Consider the following 17456-nt stretch of genomic DNA (forward strand, 5'->3'; position numbering starts at 1 on the left):
GATGAATCCTTTCTGCAAATCTGCCCCTGTAAACCTGCCAGGCTTATAAAACCGCCGTATTTTTTCTTTCAATGCACGGTTCTTTTAATATCATTTTATTCCGCAGCACACAAAATAACAACCCGACATAAATTCCATTGACTACTGCCATCATCAGATTTGTGGAAAAAAACGGAACTGCCACCGTATAGATCACGGCATATCCAAAATTCATTGCAACATAAATGACCAGCACACGCACGATCAATGCAATACTGCATGCCATTCCGAGCAAAAATCCCATCCGGTTGCTCTGCATCAGTGACTGTCTGAATGCCTGAAGTAAAAACCACACAAAGGCTGCTATAACCAGCACACCTGCTATGATTCCAAAATAACTGAAGATATTTCCAAGTAAATATTCGCCGTCCTGTGCATGCCCCTGCATCAGCAGCGTCCTGTTTCCAAACAGGCTGTATTCTGCAGCCGCACTCTTTATCATTCTGTTTTGGAAACCAAATTGCCCCATATGTTCAAGTCTTGCCTTCACATAACCATTTGTGAAAAAATGATGATACAAAAGCACTCCTGCTCCCAAAAGCCCGAACGCAAGACCTGCCAGTTTTACCAGATACCGTTTCTTCTTATTTCCAAATATCCCACGAAGTACCGCTGCCACAAGCAAGAACAGACAGACCACTGCATTTTCCAAAACCGCCGCTGTACTCATCGGTGTTGCCATAAGAAACAATACCAGAAATGGTACAAAGATCCATCCCACTGCTTTCAGGATACCAGCAAATTCATTCCCACGATACTGGTAAATGACTCCTGCAAAAATAACCGGCAGTAATACCTGCATACTGTAACACGCTAAAAGTGCGGTCTGATAATTTCCAATAACACCACCTGACCATACCAGACACAGGCAGATCAGATAACAGACAGCAACCGCACGGATATGTAAAAACAGCCATGTATAATCGACATACATCACCAGAAAGATCATTGCAAAGCTGACACCATTTATCACAAGTAATGATCTAAGCTGTTCTGCCTGTGATGCCCCACCTTCTGTTTTTCCGGAAATAACAACTGACATGAGTATAGATGCCGCCGTTAAAAGAACCGCCAGCACAAAAAGTTTCCATGGAAATGCCGGTCTGTGGATACGGTTTAATGCACATCCTGTTTCCACCGGATCTCCCATCTGCCGCACTGCCTCTCTTTTTGCATCTTCCCTGCTCATTCCTTCTTCCTCATAGCCTTGTGCCTGTTCTTCTATATGCCCGTTTATTTCTTCTGACACAAGCGCTCTGGCACGTTTATTTTGAATCTGTTCTTCCAGAGTCTTCATATATTCTGTATAATCTGTCAATGTATTCCCTCCCGGCTCTTTCTGCCATGCTTGCTTTTTTTATCCCTGCATTTTTTACACATTTCACTGCCTGATGCCATTTCACTTTTTCAAATACACATTTCCATGGCTTTACATGACAATACATTTGTAACTGCTGCGGCATACGTATTCCATTCGTCTTTTTTCTCTTTTAAAATACGCTTTCCTTCCCCGGTAATGTGATAATATTTGCGCATTTTCCCACTTGCATCATCCTCATAGACCGTAACAAGATTGTTTGCCTCTAAGGCATGCAAAAGCGGATAAAGCGATCCCGCTTTTAATTCAAATACATTTTCCGATCTTTTCCTTAATGTTTCGATCATTTCGTAACCATACATGTCTTTCTCGTCTAAAAGCCGTAAGATCAGCATGGAAAGACTACCCTGAATCAATGATTTGTTTAACATAAAATCCTCCTTGTTTTCCGAAGGAAAATGCGAGCCCTTTGGCGAGCAGAGGATTTTCCTCCTTGTTATATAGTCTATCTATATATCTAAAGTATATAGTCTGTCTATATATATGTCAAGTTTTTTCTCATTTTTTGATCTTACATATTTGTTTGTAAGAATAAATACTGCATCCCCTTCACTTTCGGCATTATCCTGAAAATACTTTTGATCATAAAATATACAAAAACAGGTTATCCATAGTTTAAATCTATGAACAACCTGTCCTGATGTCTGTCTGACATTTAAAAATCATTCTTTTATTTTTCTGCAAGATTTTCGAGGATTACATCCATATCATACCCCGGTACCGCCTTCACTACAGCTTCAAATGCTTTTCTTTATTATATAGAACCCCAAAAACATCTTCAAGCCATTCCTACATATTTTTGTTTTGTGAAACTTGCTGCTGATGTGGCATAGAATTACTGAGTTATCAGAACTATTTTTATAGTATACTACAAGAAGCCGCATTATTCAATCACAAAATAAAAGGAACTCTGCTATCCGGTTAAATGCTGGTTTGCGGGTGACATGAGTTTCCTCGTGTAGGGTGGTTCCGGGGGTTTACGATTGGCAAATTGCATCAAGCCGGGAATGTTTTGTTTCCGTTGTCCGAAAATAAGGCAAGTCTAAGTCAGCCTGATTTAATGTTTCTCGGAGTGACGTGTGCGTCTTAAACGCCCCGTCCGGGGGCATTAAGACTTGTGCTGCCGTCCGTGGCAGCACAACACTGTGTTACGAACAGGCAGACTAAGATTGCCTAATTTTCTCCCAAAGTCACAAAACGAATCCCGGCTTGATGCGATTCGCCAGCCACTAAGTTGTGAACCACCCTTCGCCGGAAAACTCATTTTACAACCTTGGGGGCGTAAATTTTTAGTGTTTTGTGTCTGAATCTGATAAAAAAAAGATTTCCAAATAACTATATTCAATGGTTTATTATTTGTTTGACAACACTGGCAAAAACCTCGATATATACCACTATGCCCATATTTATTGCCATACACATTTGAAGAATATTTTGTGTTATTGGTCTGACAATTTACAAAACAATTCATGTAGTACAATGTAGCAGATGGAAATTTTGGAAAGTCATCAGGCTGAATATTAATGATACAGCATATTAGGATTTTAAGCATATTTTCATTCGTGCGAATATCAAAAATCCACACCTACGCCCCCAATTTTGAGATGAACCGCCCACCCAAATGGTGTTCACAACCTGACGATTGGCATCTTGCGCAAAGCGAAGCTAATTTTGTGACTTTGGGAGAAAATAAGAAAATCTTAGTGTGTCTGTAGGTACACAGTGATGTTCTGCCACGGATGGCAGAACAAGGTTTCACGAGCCACGGATGGCTCGTTGAACGCCGGTCACGTCACTCCGAGAAAATCTCACTCAGACACACTTAGACTTTTCTTATTTTCGTACAATGGAACCAAAATTAACTCCGGCTTTGCGCAAGATGCCACTCACAGACCTGCGACACACCATTTGGACGGGCGATTTATTTCATAAACAAACCAATATTTATCAGATAACGCGTTCTATAAAGCAAAAAAGGAACCACAAAACCATTCTAAGTTTTGCGGTTCCCAATTAGGAAGAATTTGTAATTTAAATATTGTGAATTAACTGCTGCTCTGCAAGCCACATAATCGCTTACAAGATTTTACGAGATGCATAGCATTTTACAAATGCCAGATATCCTCATTGTACTGTGCAATGGTACGGTCTGATGAGAAGAATCCTGCCTTACTGATGTTGACAAGCATTTTCTTAGCCCATGTCATGCGGTCTTCGTAATCTGCGTAGATACGCTCTTTGGTTGCAACGTACTCCTCGAAATCCGGAAGAGTCATGAACCAGTCTTTATTTAACAGCTCATTGTAGAGACGCTCTAAGTTTTCTGCACATCCGACTGCTTTCATCTGGTCACTTACGATGAAATCGATCGCACGTTTGATGTTCGCATCATTCTCATAGTAGCTTCTTGAAACGTAATCTGCTTTCTCGTAGTGTCTGATAACTTCCTCAGATGATTCACCGAAGATATAAATATTGTCATCACCAACGAACTGATGCATTTCAACGTTTGCTCCATCCATGGTTCCGATCGCAACAGCACCGTTTAACATGAATTTCATGTTGGATGTTCCACTTGCCTCTTTGGAAGCTAAAGAGATCTGCTCATGGATATCTGCTGCCGGGATCAGTTTCTCAGCTAATGTTACGTTGTAGTTTTCTACCATCACTACTTTTAAGTATGGTGCGACTTCCGGATCATTTGCGATCAGTTCCTGTAAGCAGAGGATCAGATGGATGATGTCCTTTGCAATGATATATGCCGGAGCTGCTTTTGCACCGAAAATAACAGTGATCGGACGAGCCGGTTTCTTTCCTGCTTTGATCTCGAAATATTTGTGGATCACATAAAGAGCATTCATCTGCTGTCTCTTGTACTCATGTAATCTCTTGATCTGGATATCGTAGATAGAGTTATCATCTAATTCGATCCCCTGTGTTTTTGCAAGATAATTCTTTAACTCTGTCTTTCTTGTACCTTTTACTGCAAGAAGTTTCTTTAATACTTCTTCGTCATTTACATATGCGCCGAGTTTCTCTAACTCTTCTGCGTTTTTCTTAAATCCAGGTCCGATTAAGGATGTGATAAATTCGGTCATCTCCGGATCGCAGTGTAATAACCAGCGGCGGAATGTGATACCGTTTGTCTTATTATTGAACTTCTCCGGATAAATCTTGTAGAAGTTATTTAACTCTGTATTCTTTAAGATCTCTGTGTGCAGGTAAGCAACACCGTTGACGCTGTATCCGTAATGAATATCCATATGTGCCATATGAACACGTTTCTCATCATCAATGATTGCTACGGATTTGTCATCATATTTCTTTGTCACACGGCTGTTTAACTCATAAATGATCGGCAGTAACTGCGGAACCGCTTTCTCTAAGAAATGGATCGGCCATTTTTCAAGTGCTTCTGCTAAAATGGTGTGGTTTGTGTAAGCACATGTCTTAGATACGATATCGATCGCTTCATCCATTAAGATTCCACGCTCCATCAACAGACGGATCATCTCAGGAATTACCATACTTGGGTGTGTATCGTTGATCTGGATCACTGCATACTCATTTAATTTGCGAAGATCTCCGCCTCTTGCAAGTGTCTCATCAATGATCAGGCGCGCTGCGTTGCTGACCATGAAGTACTGCTGGTATACACGAAGGATTCTTCCCTTATCATCGGAATCATCCGGATATAAGAATAATGTTAAATTCTTTGCAATATCCTCTTTGTCAAAATCGATGCCGTCTCCAACCAAACTCTCATCCACTGTCTCAACATCGAACAGATGAAGTTTTGTGGTACGGTTCTCATAACCGATCACATCGATATCATATAATCTGGACTGTAACGTAAAACCGCCAAACTGAATCGGGTAAGTAACGTCTGTTTTTGTCAGCCAGCTTTCTTTTTCAATCCATGGGTTTGGTGTTTCATTCTGCAGATTGTTTTTGAATACCTGTTTGAACAATCCGTAATGGTAATTTAAACCAACACCGTCACCGTTTAATCCAAGGCTTGCGATAGAATCAAGGAAACATGCTGCAAGACGTCCGAGTCCACCGTTTCCTAATGACGGCTCCGGCTCAACCTCTTCGATCTCAGCAAGGCTCTTGCCGTTATCTGCTAAAAGTTTTTTCACATCCTCGTAAATACCAAGGTTGATCAGGTTGTTGGATAATAATTTACCGATCAGGAACTCAGCGGAAATGTAATATAATTTACGTTTTCCCTGATTGCTTTCTTTTTCCTTAGCCATTCCTTTTGTCATCTCAAGCAGTGCATAGTAAAGTTCCTCATTTGTGCACTGTGAAATTTCTTTGCCACATCTGTTTGATACGATTTCCTGTAATTTCATTTTTTCCTCCATTCCAGCGCCCCTGCGCTGTTTTCATTATGTTCCCCAATTTTAATGTTTATGCTTGTTCCTGTTGTCCTGATTTCGCTTTTTTTCGCAAAATCATTGTTTATGATGTTATTATAGTTTCCATACTCACTTTTTTCTTGTAATATTGACTCAAAAAGTGGTACAATCCTATCATCATGAATATTTTAGAATATGAAAACTATCAGGAAAAAATTTCACATGGCGATCCTTTATTTCCTTATATCACATATCTCTGCTCAATTCCGTTAGATTTCGGGTATGTGCCGATGCACTGGCACGATGAGATGGAAATTATCTATATAAAAAAAGGAAAAGGCACGATCACGGTCGATTTCGCCCAGCACACGGTAACTGCAGGAGACATTGCCCTGATCCTTCCGGGACAGCTTCACTCGATCGGGCAGTTTGAGTCTGAATCCATGGAGTACGAAAATATCATTTTTCACCCAAACATGCTGATCTCCAAGAAAACGGATACCTGTAATACGGATTTTTTAGTTCCGCTGATCTCCGGCAATGTCTCCCTGCCGCTTTTGTATACACCGGACAGTCCGCATTATGGGGAGATTTCTGCCTGTATCGATGCAAATGATGAGATATGCAAAACTTATCCGTCCGGTTATCAGCTTTTTATCAAAGGACAGCTTTTTCTGCTGTTTTATACTTTGTTTCATAAGTGCAGCACAAAAGAACTTTCCGGCAAAGACCGCAGCAAGTCTTTAGAAAAAATGAAGCTGATCCTAAAATATGTAGAAAACAATTATATGGAAAAGATCACAATCGAAGATATCGCAAACGAAGTGGACTTAAGCCAGTCCCATTTTATGAAATATTTTAAAAATACCATGGGAACCTCTTTCGTCGATTATCTCAACGAATACAGGCTCACCATGGCATCAAGACTTTTGATCTCCTCCGACTCTTCAATCCTTGCGATCGCATCGGAAGTCGGTTTTGAAAATCTTTCTTATTTTAACCGTATTTTTAAGAAACGCTTCGGACAGACCCCCCGCGAATACCGCAGGCGGCAGTCGCCAGATACGGTTCATCCATAAGCCTGACATCCACTGTCAGGCTTTGCGCCTAAGATCCTGTCATGTCCGATCACGCAGTAAGATGAGCAGCAGCCACCGCCGGTCCAATCAGATTCTCATAGAATTCTTCTGCCGGCTGTGGTCTGCCGAATAAGAATCCCTGGATATAATCCGGATCTAACTCTGATATCTTTTTAAACTCACTCTCTGTCTCAATTCCCTCAACACAGAGCGTCAGCCCAAGTTTGTGCGTCATCGTGATGATCTGTGTCATCAGATCGTGTTCGTACTGGTTATTTAATGCTTTTAATGTAAAGGAACGGTCGATCTTGATATAATTCGGTCTTAGATCACCAAGACAGTGAAGATTGGAATATCCTGTTCCAAAATCATCTAAAATTACAAGTACACCGTTTTTCTTTAATCCATCCCACAGTTTTTTGAAATGTGTATTAGAATCCAGATAACCACTTTCTGTCAGCTCAATTCCTACTGCGGACGGTTCAAGTCCGTAAAGACGCAGTGCTGTCAGTATCTCTGTCAGAACACGGCTTTTCATGACCTGCACATAGGACAGATTGATATTGATCCTGAAATCAGGAATATATTTCTGCCATCTGCTGCAGGTTGAGATTGCCTGATGAAGCATCCATTTTCCTGCCGGAATGATCAGACCGGTTTCCTCCAGCAGCGGAATAAATTCTACCGGAGAGATACGCTCCCAGCGGACTGTATCTTTTGCCCCGTTTTCATCTTCCTTTACACATACCACTTCTTTTTCAGACTCTCCCGCCTGAATTTTTTCCGGCATGGAAAAACGCATCAGTGCCTCTGCACCGACCAGCCGGCGTGTCTTTGTGTCCACGATTGGCTGATAATAAGTCTCAAATCCCTCAAATCCATGATTTACTGCATGATGAAGCTGGCGTGTGATCTGTTTCTTCCGTAGAAAACTGTCATAATCTTCCTTCATAAATATATAACAGCGGTTCTTTCCCAGATCTTTGGCAGTGTTAAGGGCATACTCGGACAATTTCATGATATTTTTGTATGTTCCGGATGTCTTTGCTGTATCGACAGCCCCCGCAGATATGGTAAATACAGATTTATATCCATTTTCCTCAATAAATACGTCAAGACTCTTCCGGATTGCTTTATAGAGTTCCGTTGCTGCTTCCATATCACCACCGGAAAAATCAACAACCATGAACTCATCTGCTAATACACGGTACAGCTTCTGCCCCGGTTTGATATTAGCGCTGATACAATCTGCCGTACTTTTTAAGATATAATCGCCATACTCCATTCCGAAGTCACCATTGATATCCCGAAAATCATCAATGCCAATACGAAGGAAAAATCCATCCGGCAATCCTTCCCCAAACTGCTCCACATAAGCCGAAAGGCTCGATTCACCAAGCAGTCCGCTGACATTGTCTGCCTTTTGTTTCTGACCGATCTCATTGATACATCCAACCAGAAAATGTGGTCTTCCGTCAGCGTCATTTAACACACGCCCCCTGCAGTTGATCCAGACCGGATGCCCCTCACGGTCTAACCACCGGTAATGCATATTATGAAAAACAATCTCCCCATTCATAATACGGTTAAACTCTTCATCCAGACGCGGCTGATCTTCTGTGTACACAAATGTATGATGCTCTTTTGCTGCATTGTCAAAAGTTTCTCCCGGTAAAAGGAAACGATCTGTCGCATGTTTTGAGATCTTATAAAAATCTTTCTGCAGATCAAACACATACAGATAATCGTCCATACACGGATTAAACAATTCCACGATATATTCCATCTGTTCTCTTGAAAAACTATTCATCATCGTGTCCATCTTCTTCTCCATTTCTGCAAATCCAAAAAATTTTCATTTACAGTTCGTTGTTTTTATTTTTCCAAAAATATATGGTAATATTCGTTTACTATCGCTAATACGGAAGCAGATAATATCCAAGTACACCGCTTACAATCCCCACTGCTGCGCCTGCTGCGACATCGAGTACCGTATGAACGCCCCCGATCACCCGGATCACTGCGATCAGGATCCCTGTCACTGCAAGTATACAACCTGCCACCGGATTCTTTACAAATACCGTAACAGCAATCACAAATACAGAAAACACATGACGGCTCGGAAACGATTTTCCACTGGTATTCTTGTCTAACACCGGCGGAATGCCGTATTTTTCATAAGGTCGCGGTTCATTGATAATCTTACGTGACACCGACACTACCACAAATGAAACCGCCGGTACCAGTACCGCCTGCAGCAGGAAAGTATCTCCTAAAAAAAACAAATACAGCAGATAAAGCGGATAACTGAAAAAAACGATCCCTGTAAAAATCCTGTTTGCCCAGACGATCCGGCAGATTTTTTTTTTATCCTGTAAAAAGTACCCCATCATCTTCCGGTAAGTCTGCTGCGTCATGATGAGACCTCACTTCCCACAACCGATAAAAATGCACCGATAAAAATACAGAAATCTGAGATATTAAATATGATCCCACGCAGCCACTTCGGTCCAAAATTAAACTTCACATAATCAACCACATACCCTCTGGTATAACGGTCCAGCAGATTATTTAGCCCTCCACCGACAAGTAAAGATGCACCTGTCTTGCTCAGACGGTGCCCCGGCATACGAAGCAGGAAATAATATAAAACTCCGACAAAAAACATGATCACCGTATGCAGCGTGCGCATTACACGGGGCTTTTTTGCCAGGAAATTAAGTGCAGCCCCGCGGTTATAATATTTTTCGATCAGAATCTTATTCCGCCGCCTCGGATGCACCACATATCTGGCATATTTTTTATCCATATGGTGCTTGATCCACAAATCAGAACCAAATACAATCCCTGCTAGTAATATATATGGCATGCAAATCTCCATTTCTAAACAATCTGTTGTGTCTGTTGTATTTCTTCCTATTATAATGCTTTTGTTTCAAAAAGGAAAGTACATAACCATATTTTATTTATCACTTTCCAAGTGCCTTTTCCAACTCTTCGATCACGATCTTAAGTGCCTTGATCCTTGCATACCGCTTGTCTACCGACTCTAAAATATGCCACGGCGCATACGTGGTACTTGTTTTCTGGATCATTTCATTGACCGCATCTTCATACTGATCCCATTTTTCACGGTTGCGCCAGTCCTCATCTGTGATCTTCCACTGCTTCTGCGGTGTATTCTGCCGCTCATTGAAACGTTCCAACTGCGTATCCTTATCGATCTGCACCCAGAACTTGATAATGACAGCGCCCCAGTCGTGCAGCTCTTTTTCAAACTCATTGATCTCGTTGTAAGCACGTTTCCAGTCATTTTCACTGCAGAATCCCTCAAGGCGTTCTACCATGACTCTGCCATACCAGGTACGGTCAAAGATCGCAATATGCCCTGTCTTTGGCAGCCTTGTCCAGAAACGCCAGAGATAATGTCTCGCTTTCTCGTGCGGCTCCGGACTTGCGATCGGATGTACTTCATAGCCTCTGGGGTCCAATGCGCCTGTGATCCGTTTAATATTGCCACCCTTTCCTGCCGCATCCCATCCCTCGTATGCAATGATAACCGGAACCTTTTTACGGTACAGACGGTTATGAAGTTCTCCTAATCTGTGCTGTAATTGTTTCAGCTCTTTTTTGTACGCATCTTCTTCCATCGTCTTATCCAGTGGAATCTCAGATAATAACGGCATTTTTTTCATGGAAAATACATTCTGTAAGATCGGTACTGCCATCGCATTATTGGCAAGTGCCACATCAATTCCCTCTGTCAGAATCTCAAGTGCCTGCAGCTCTGTCCATTTTTTTGACTCTGCATCAATGATATACCACGGTGCCGACGGCAGATTCGTTTCCTTTAAATAGGAATCAAATGCATCTGAGCATTTTTCATAGTGATCATTCTGCCAACGGTCATTTTTACTGACACGCCATCTGGTATCCTTCTCCTTCGACAGATGCTCTATACGTTTTTCCTGCTCAGATTTGGAAACCTGCAAAAATAATTTCACAACAAGATAACCGTTGTCTGTCAGCTGACGTTCGAACCGCTTGACACTCTCAATACGGTGCGCATATGCCTCATCGCTGATCTTTTCGTGCAGTCTTTCTTTCATGATCTCGTCCATCCAGCCGGAATCTAAGAAACTGAACTTGCCGTTTTCCGGAATCTTCACAAAATGACGGTACAAAAACGGCTTTCTTTTTTCCTCCTCCGTCGGTGCTGACATTGATTCTACCTTAAAAAATCGCGGATCGATATTTTTGATGATCTGACCGATCAGAGAACCTTTGCCTGCGGTTCCCCAGCCTTCGACCAGTACAAGTACCGGCAGTCCGTGTTCTTTTACCTTAAGCTGCTGCTCCTGTAATTTCATCCGTGCATCCTTAAGCCGCCCCTCTAATTTCTCATCCGACGGACGCTCTGGTTTTTCCCATTGTTTTAACATGCAAAACCCTCCATTCTTTCATGTTTTATTTTCACGTTCATCCAGTTCTTCTTTCTTTAGTTTTTCACATTCATTCTGAAATATCAAGCATTTTCATATTTTTTCAAAAAATATGTTTTCTGTTTATTAATTGTAAAAAAATGTGTCTTTTTTCACAGATTTATAGTATAGTAAAGATAGATAAATATTAAAGTTTTGTATGGTTTTTCCAACAGGAATCCATGCTATAAGGAGAACGCCTATGCTGGTTACATTAATACCCCTATTTGATGAAAACATAAAAGTCAGCGCATATTCTCTATATACGCAGAAAGCGAATTTCCTGCTTCACCCAAATCTTTTAGGAAGCGGAAGCAATGACGGTGCCGCCCAGATTGAAGGGTTCGAACTGATCTTAAATATGGGGCTTGAAACACTTTCCCCTGCAAAAGAGATTTTTGTTCCGGTCAATGAAATATCGATCTTTTCCGATATTCCTGCACAATGCGGTCTGCCACACGAATTTTTCGTATTACTGCTAAAAGGAAATATTCCATGTACACCAATGTATATTGACCGTGTAAAAGCGCTCAAAGAGATGGGATACCGTTTTGCCATCCGTAAACTTCCTGTATCAAGCTATGAGGCTTATCATGATCTGCTCACACTGATGGATTATGTCATGTTAGACTGTGAACAGATCGATATCAGTAAAGCCCGTATTTACTTTAATCAGGTTTATCCGGATATCAGACTCTGTGCTTCAAACATAACAGATACAGAGACCTTCGATGCGATCCGTCAGGATAAGAGCTGCTGCCTTTATGAGGGAAGTTTTTACAGACTGCCTGTCACAAAAGGAACACACAAGGTAGCTCCATTAAAGATCAATTACATTGAACTTATGAATCTGGTCAATACAGAAGACTTTGACCTGACAAAAGCAGCAGACATTATCGCTCATGACACTGCGCTTGTCATCTCACTTCTTCGTATGGTCAATCATATGGCTGTCAACTCGGAGATTACTTCTATCCGGCACGCGGCTGCCATGCTCGGACAGAAAGAGTTGAAACGCTGGATCAACACAGCCGTTGTCAATCAGTTGTGCTCTGACAAGCCAAACGAGATCACGCGTTTATCCCTGTTACGTGCAAAATTTGCCGAAAATCTCGCTCCTGCATTTGAACTTGGCGGAAAGGCTTCCGAACTGTTCTTAACCGGACTCTTCTCCGTGCTTGATATTATCCTCGACAAACCAATGGAGGAAGCACTATCCCTTGTCAAGGTTTCGCATGACATTGAAGATGCACTCATCCGGCAAAGCGGCATTTTTGCAGAACCGTTATATTTTATCAAACAGTACGAGGCTGGCAACTGGTCTGAAGTTTCAAGACTTATGATCTTAGAAAATCTCGATACACAGACCGTATATGATGCCTATATTGATGCCCTGAAATGGTACCGCGAGCTGTTTTCCGATACCTACCGGAGCTGATGCGCCAGGCATTTCGCTTCTTATAAAAATATGGGTGCAAAATCTGGTTCATAACTTAAAGACTGTCAAATTGCACAATCATAAATTCAAAATCCAGATTTTGGCACCCATGTTTTTTTATTTTTCATTCTTTATCCGGTTTTTCTTTACAACTTTCTGTCTTGTGAATTCTTCCCTCTCTTTTTCTTCCAGATACTCCTGTATTTCACGCGACAATTTTTCATATTTCGGAATCGTAATATTCGATAGCGCATTTGCACGCTTCTGTGTTTTTTTTATATTATATGCAAGACGGTAGGCAGAATTTTCAACCTCTGCAAGGCGGATGGTAAGCTCTTTTACCTTTTCAAACTGCTGACATGCCTCATCTAACGACATTCTTGTATGATAAAAAGAATACGCAGGGGTCTGCTTGTTTTTTTCATACTCTACCTTTGGAATCTCCGTACCCATGACACTGCGGCGCTTGATACGGATGGAATTTTCCACCGGAACTGCCTTTGCGATCTGTTCTACCTGATGGATTCCCATCTGGATATTGGCTTTCTGCAATGCCTGATAGGCATTGGAAAATGTCTCATCGATCTGACTCTGGATATCTGACGCTTCCGTAATTAATTCCATCAATTCCCGGATCAAGATATTTCTTTTTTTATCCATCAGATCGAATCCCTGTCTGGATAATGCAAGCGCATTTTTTGCCAGTATGAGGTTTCCTTTCGTCGGAAACGTATTCGGATCCATGCGTCATCCCTCCCTGTAAAAAAATTTGCGGTGAACAGAATTATTCTTCCCTGTCCCAGTACTTTTCAAGGATCTTTGTATCAATACGGTCTAACTCTCCGCGTGGCAGAATATGAAGCAGTCTCCATCCGATATCAAGTGTCTCTGCCATTGAACGGTTCTCATCTTTTCCCTGCCCGATAAATTCTTTTTCGAAAGCTGTACCAAACTTTAAATACTGTTTATCGGTATCGGAAAGTTCATCCTCACCGATAACACTTGCAAGATCTCTCGCCTCTCCCACACGGGCATAGGATGAAAAAAGCTGATTGGCAAGATCCTGATGATCTTCTCTCGTGTATTTTTCACCAATGCCGTCTTTCATCAGACGCGACAAAGACGGCAGCACATTGATCGGCGGATAAATATTTTTCTGGTGAAGTGATCTTTCAAGTACGATCTGACCCTCGGTGATATAACCGGTAAGATCCGGGATCGGATGCGTGATATCATCATTTGGCATTGTCAGAATCGGGATCTGTGTCACAGAACCGGCCGATCCTTTTACGATTCCGGCTCTCTCATATAGAGCTGCAAATTCACTGTAGAGATAACCTGGATATCCTTTCCGGCTTGGGATCTCACCTTTCTGTGCCGATACCTCACGCATTGCCTCCGCAAACGATGTCATATCCGTCAGTATTACAAGAATATGCATATTTTTTTCAAACGCAAGATATTCAGCAGCAGTCAGAGCCACCTTCGGCGTGATCAGACGCTCTGCGACCGGATCATTGGAAAGATTTAAAAACATTGCAACATGATCACTTACACCACATTCTGCAAAACGCCGTTTAAAATATTCCGCCACGTCATATTTTACGCCCATTGCCGCAAACACGACTGCAAACGGCTCATCCTCATTTTCCCCGTCTCCTAAACTTGCCTGCTCTACGATCTGGGCTGCAAGCTCGTCATGCGGCAGACCGTTACCTGAAAAGATAGGAAGCTTCTGTCCACGGATCAGTGTTGTAAGACCATCGATCGCAGAGATACCGGTTCTGATATAGTTTCTTGGATATTCCCTGCTGCACGGGTTCATCGGCTGACCGTTCACGTCGCGTACAACCTCGGCACGTACTGCCCCAAGCCCATCAACCGGCTGTCCTAAGCCGTTAAACGTCCTTCCTAAGATCTCCTCTGATAATCCCACACAAAGTGGTCTGCCGGTTAACCTTGCATGCGTATTTAAAAGAGACATTTCCTCCGTGCTCTCAAATACCTGAACGACTGCATAATCATCATTGATCTCTACAATGCGCCCTAATTTTTTCTGTTTTCCATCCACGACCAATTCCACGATCTCATCATAGAAAGCACCTTTTACGCCTTCCACAGCAACTAACGGTCCATTGATCTCACTTAATCCCAGATACTCAATCGCCATACTAATCTCCATTCCTGCACTGCCCTCAGCGCATCTTAAGTTCGTGCGCAAACACAATTTATGCGTAGTCAGCCGCCTTTTATGCGTTTTCTGCCATCAGATGCTGATAAAATTCTTCAATTCTGTCATCATACAGATTCAGCTGTTCTAACTTGTCATTTGCCACATCATATTTAATGGATATGATCTTCTCAAATATATCACTTTCGCGCAGAAGCGCCATCGGCATATTCCGGTCGATCAAGGCTTTGCACCGGTCATACAGATGAAGGATGATCTCCATCATGCGAAGCTGTTTTTCCATCGGCACATAGGTATCTTCCTTATGGAATGCGTTCTGCTGCAGGAATCCAAGCCGGATCACACGTGCGATCTCAAGCACCAGCTTCTGGTCATCCGGGAGCACATCACTTCCGATCAGCTTTACGATCTCATTCAGACGATTTTCCATGGTAAGCAGATTTAAGATCTCATTCCGGCACTGTACAAATGTCGGTCCGACATTCGTTTCATACCATGCTGTCAGATCCGGAATATATTCGGAATAACTGGTCAGCCAGTTGATCGCAGGATAATGTCTCGCATAGGCAAGTGATTTATCAAGCGCAAGGAAACAGCGGACAAACCGCTTGGTATTCTGTGTGACCGGTTCCGAAAAATCGCCTCCCTGTGGGGAGACTGCTCCAATGATCGTCACACTTCCATCCGAACCGTTTAGATTTTTCACATATCCGGCACGCTCGTAAAATGCAGAAAGCCTTGATGCTAAATATGCCGGGAAACCTTCCTCTGCCGGCATCTCCTCAAGTCTGCCCGAAAGCTCACGCAGTGCCTCTGCCCAGCGCGATGTGGAATCTGCCATGATCGCCACATGATATCCCATATCACGATAATATTCCGCCAGTGTAATGCCGGTATAAATACTTGCCTCACGTGCTGCTACCGGCATGTTGGAAGTATTTGCGATCAGTGTGGTACGATCCATCAGAAGGTTGCCGGTCTTTGGATCGTTTAACTCACCAAATTCCTCTAAAACGTTGGTCATCTCGTTTCCACGTTCCCCGCAGCCGATATAAATGATAATATCTGCATCACACCATTTTGCAAGCTGATGCTGTGTCATGGTCTTTCCTGTTCCAAATCCTCCCGGCAATGCCGCCGTACCGCCCTTTGCAATAGGAAAAAGTGTATCTAAGATACGCTGTCCCGTCACAAGCGGTCTGTCTGCCGGATACCTGTCTGATACCGGGCGCGGTTTACGGATCGGCCACTCCTGTGTCATGGTAAGTTCTCTTGTACTGCCATCCTCCGTCTGTATCGTAACGATCCCTTCACAGATCGTATATTTTCCATCCGGTTTTACAGCTGTTACCGTCCCGGATACCCCGGGTGGAAGCATCACACGGTGTACGATCGACTTTGTCTCCGGTACCTCTGCAATAACAGAACCTTCTTTTACCTGATCACCAGCCTGTACCGTGATGTGCGTCTCCCAGAGTTTCTCTCTGTCCAACGCATCCGCCTGCGCACCTGTCGGGATAAATGCCCCGCTTTTTTCTGCAATCTTCTGCAGTGGACGTTCAATACCGTCAAAGATATTATTTAAGATTCCAGGAGCTAATTTTACACTGATGGCACTGCCGGCACCGATAACTTTTTCCCCCGGTTTTAACCCGGAAGTCTCCTCATACACCTGAATCGTCGTTTTCTCTTTCGTCAGCCGGATCACTTCCCCGACTAAATGTTTCTCTCCGACATATACCATCTCATTCATTTTATAACCGAGATTTCCCTGTATCGTGATAACCGGTCCGTTAATCCCATATATCTTTCCTGTTATACCCATGTCTGATCCTCTCACTACTATCCGTTTTCAGGCAGCCTATTGCTTCGAAATATTCCTGCAAATCAGTCTCTGCCCTAAGACAACTCATATCATATCCAGCAGGTTTCCTGTGCGCGTCTCATTCTCTCCGCAAACGATTCATCGATCAGAACGTTCTTTGACGGAATGACAGCCCGTATGCCACCGGAAAATTCATCCTCGGCAATCTCTACCTTACACCCACTCTTTTCCTGCAGCACTGTCTGCCTTTCCCGATCCGAGGGACTGATAAAAATTATCATTTCCTCACCCTGTGCAAATTCTTCTGCCTTCTTAATCTGGGCAAGTAAAAATGTCTCATATCCGTCTGTCTGCCGGTATGATGCGAGCTTCTTTGTTACTATTTCAAATAATTCTCTGGTTTTCTGCTCTCTTCGCGCCTGATAATCTTTTTTCCAGGTCATCATCTGCTCCGCAGCCTGACGGTTTACTTCTTTTTTCTGTTTTTCTAAGAAAATACGTCTTGAGCTTTCAAGTGCAGCACGGCATGACTGTTCATGTTCTTCCATCGCCGACTGATAAATATTTTTCTGCTCGCCTAATATCGCCGCACTCTGACTGTTTGCAGCACCGATCGCCGCACCATAAAAAACTTCCAGTTTTTCATTGATCTCCATGCATC

At 42.7% G+C, this 17456-nt stretch carries 13 protein-coding genes; 2 read left to right on the top strand and 11 right to left on the bottom strand.

Features of this window, described 5'->3' with window-relative positions:
• Positions 1-43 precede the first annotated feature (43 nt).
• From ACDD58_RS05025 to ACDD58_RS05035, 3 genes are all read right to left on the bottom strand, one after another.
• Positions 44-1357, bottom strand: coding sequence for a permease prefix domain 1-containing protein (locus ACDD58_RS05025; protein ID WP_370776177.1), 1314 nt, complete (start codon positions 1355-1357; stop codon positions 44-46).
• An 89-nt stretch (positions 1358-1446) separates the two neighbouring features.
• A complete protein-coding gene (locus tag ACDD58_RS05030; protein WP_118210048.1) occupies positions 1447-1788 on the bottom strand; it encodes a PadR family transcriptional regulator in 342 nt (113 codons plus the stop codon).
• Between the two features lie 1734 nt (positions 1789-3522).
• Positions 3523-5775 (bottom strand): glycogen/starch/alpha-glucan phosphorylase, encoded by a 2253-nt coding sequence (locus ACDD58_RS05035; RefSeq protein WP_370776179.1) that lies wholly within the window; start codon positions 5773-5775, stop codon positions 3523-3525.
• Positions 5776-5960: 185 nt separating this feature from the next.
• Here ACDD58_RS05035 and ACDD58_RS05040 point away from each other — a divergent pair, with 185 nt between their 5' ends.
• The gene (locus ACDD58_RS05040; RefSeq protein WP_370776181.1) at positions 5961-6860 is read left to right on the top strand and encodes an AraC family transcriptional regulator; all 900 of its coding nucleotides are present in this window, start codon (positions 5961-5963) and stop codon (positions 6858-6860) included.
• 49 nt (positions 6861-6909) lie between these two features.
• Here ACDD58_RS05040 and ACDD58_RS05045 read toward each other — a convergent pair whose 3' ends face one another.
• From ACDD58_RS05045 to pap, 4 genes are all read right to left on the bottom strand, one after another.
• A complete protein-coding gene (locus tag ACDD58_RS05045) occupies positions 6910-8682 on the bottom strand; it encodes an EAL domain-containing protein (RefSeq protein WP_370776184.1) in 1773 nt (590 codons plus the stop codon).
• Positions 8683-8776: 94 nt separating this feature from the next.
• Entirely contained in the window at positions 8777-9277 is a 501-nt protein-coding gene (locus ACDD58_RS05050; protein WP_370776187.1) for a phosphatase PAP2 family protein, read from the bottom strand.
• A complete protein-coding gene (locus ACDD58_RS05055) occupies positions 9274-9729 on the bottom strand; it encodes a signal peptidase II (protein ID WP_117921498.1) in 456 nt (151 codons plus the stop codon). Before ACDD58_RS05055 ends, ACDD58_RS05050 begins: the two co-directional genes overlap by 4 nt.
• A gap of 100 nt (positions 9730-9829) precedes the next feature.
• Complete coding sequence (pap, locus tag ACDD58_RS05060) at positions 9830-11302, bottom strand: polyphosphate:AMP phosphotransferase (RefSeq protein WP_186900258.1); 1473 nt, start codon at positions 11300-11302, stop codon at positions 9830-9832.
• A 241-nt stretch (positions 11303-11543) separates the two neighbouring features.
• On the opposite strand from pap, the gene ACDD58_RS05065 reads away from it, so the two are divergent.
• Positions 11544-12779: an EAL and HDOD domain-containing protein gene (locus tag ACDD58_RS05065; protein WP_117921502.1), complete on the top strand. Its 1236-nt coding sequence runs from the start codon at positions 11544-11546 to the stop codon at positions 12777-12779.
• A 117-nt stretch (positions 12780-12896) separates the two neighbouring features.
• Here the strand turns inward: ACDD58_RS05065 and ACDD58_RS05070 are convergent, their stop codons facing one another.
• The 4 genes from ACDD58_RS05070 to ACDD58_RS05085 form a co-directional block, all read right to left on the bottom strand.
• Positions 12897-13523 carry a V-type ATP synthase subunit D gene (locus tag ACDD58_RS05070; protein WP_117921504.1) on the bottom strand — a complete coding sequence of 209 codons (627 nt, stop codon included), beginning with the start codon at positions 13521-13523 and terminating at the stop codon, positions 12897-12899.
• Between the two features lie 40 nt (positions 13524-13563).
• Positions 13564-14949: a V-type ATP synthase subunit B gene (locus ACDD58_RS05075; RefSeq protein WP_117921506.1), complete on the bottom strand. Its 1386-nt coding sequence runs from the start codon at positions 14947-14949 to the stop codon at positions 13564-13566.
• Positions 14950-15028: 79 nt separating this feature from the next.
• Positions 15029-16795: a V-type ATP synthase subunit A gene (locus ACDD58_RS05080; RefSeq protein ID WP_370776193.1), complete on the bottom strand. Its 1767-nt coding sequence runs from the start codon at positions 16793-16795 to the stop codon at positions 15029-15031.
• Positions 16796-16884: 89 nt separating this feature from the next.
• Positions 16885-17451 carry a V-type ATP synthase subunit E gene (locus ACDD58_RS05085; protein WP_118210054.1) on the bottom strand — a complete coding sequence of 189 codons (567 nt, stop codon included), beginning with the start codon at positions 17449-17451 and terminating at the stop codon, positions 16885-16887.
• Between the last annotated feature and the right edge of the window lie 5 nt (positions 17452-17456).

It is taken from the genome of Roseburia sp., from assembly GCF_041325975.1.
GTDB lineage: Bacteria > Bacillota > Clostridia > Lachnospirales > Lachnospiraceae > Roseburia > Roseburia rectibacter.

Excerpts from the sequence above, each read along its gene's own strand:
- ACDD58_RS05080 (WP_370776193.1), bottom strand. The coding sequence starts at position 16,795 with ATGGGTATAACAGGAAAGATATATGGGATTAACGGACCGGTTATCACG.
- ACDD58_RS05055 (WP_117921498.1), bottom strand. The coding sequence starts at position 9,729 with ATGCCATATATATTACTAGCAGGGATTGTATTTGGTTCTGATTTGTGG.
- ACDD58_RS05050 (WP_370776187.1), bottom strand. The coding sequence starts at position 9,277 with ATGACGCAGCAGACTTACCGGAAGATGATGGGGTACTTTTTACAGGAT.
- ACDD58_RS05040 (WP_370776181.1), top strand. The coding sequence starts at position 5,961 with ATGAATATTTTAGAATATGAAAACTATCAGGAAAAAATTTCACATGGC.
- ACDD58_RS05070 (WP_117921504.1), bottom strand. The coding sequence starts at position 13,523 with ATGGATCCGAATACGTTTCCGACGAAAGGAAACCTCATACTGGCAAAA.
- pap (WP_186900258.1), bottom strand. The coding sequence starts at position 11,302 with ATGTTAAAACAATGGGAAAAACCAGAGCGTCCGTCGGATGAGAAATTA.
- ACDD58_RS05030 (WP_118210048.1), bottom strand. The coding sequence starts at position 1,788 with ATGTTAAACAAATCATTGATTCAGGGTAGTCTTTCCATGCTGATCTTA.
- ACDD58_RS05045 (WP_370776184.1), bottom strand. The coding sequence starts at position 8,682 with ATGGACACGATGATGAATAGTTTTTCAAGAGAACAGATGGAATATATC.
- ACDD58_RS05075 (WP_117921506.1), bottom strand. The coding sequence starts at position 14,949 with ATGGCGATTGAGTATCTGGGATTAAGTGAGATCAATGGACCGTTAGTT.
- ACDD58_RS05085 (WP_118210054.1), bottom strand. The coding sequence starts at position 17,451 with ATGGAGATCAATGAAAAACTGGAAGTTTTTTATGGTGCGGCGATCGGT.
- ACDD58_RS05035 (WP_370776179.1), bottom strand. The coding sequence starts at position 5,775 with ATGAAATTACAGGAAATCGTATCAAACAGATGTGGCAAAGAAATTTCA.
- ACDD58_RS05065 (WP_117921502.1), top strand. The coding sequence starts at position 11,544 with ATGCTGGTTACATTAATACCCCTATTTGATGAAAACATAAAAGTCAGC.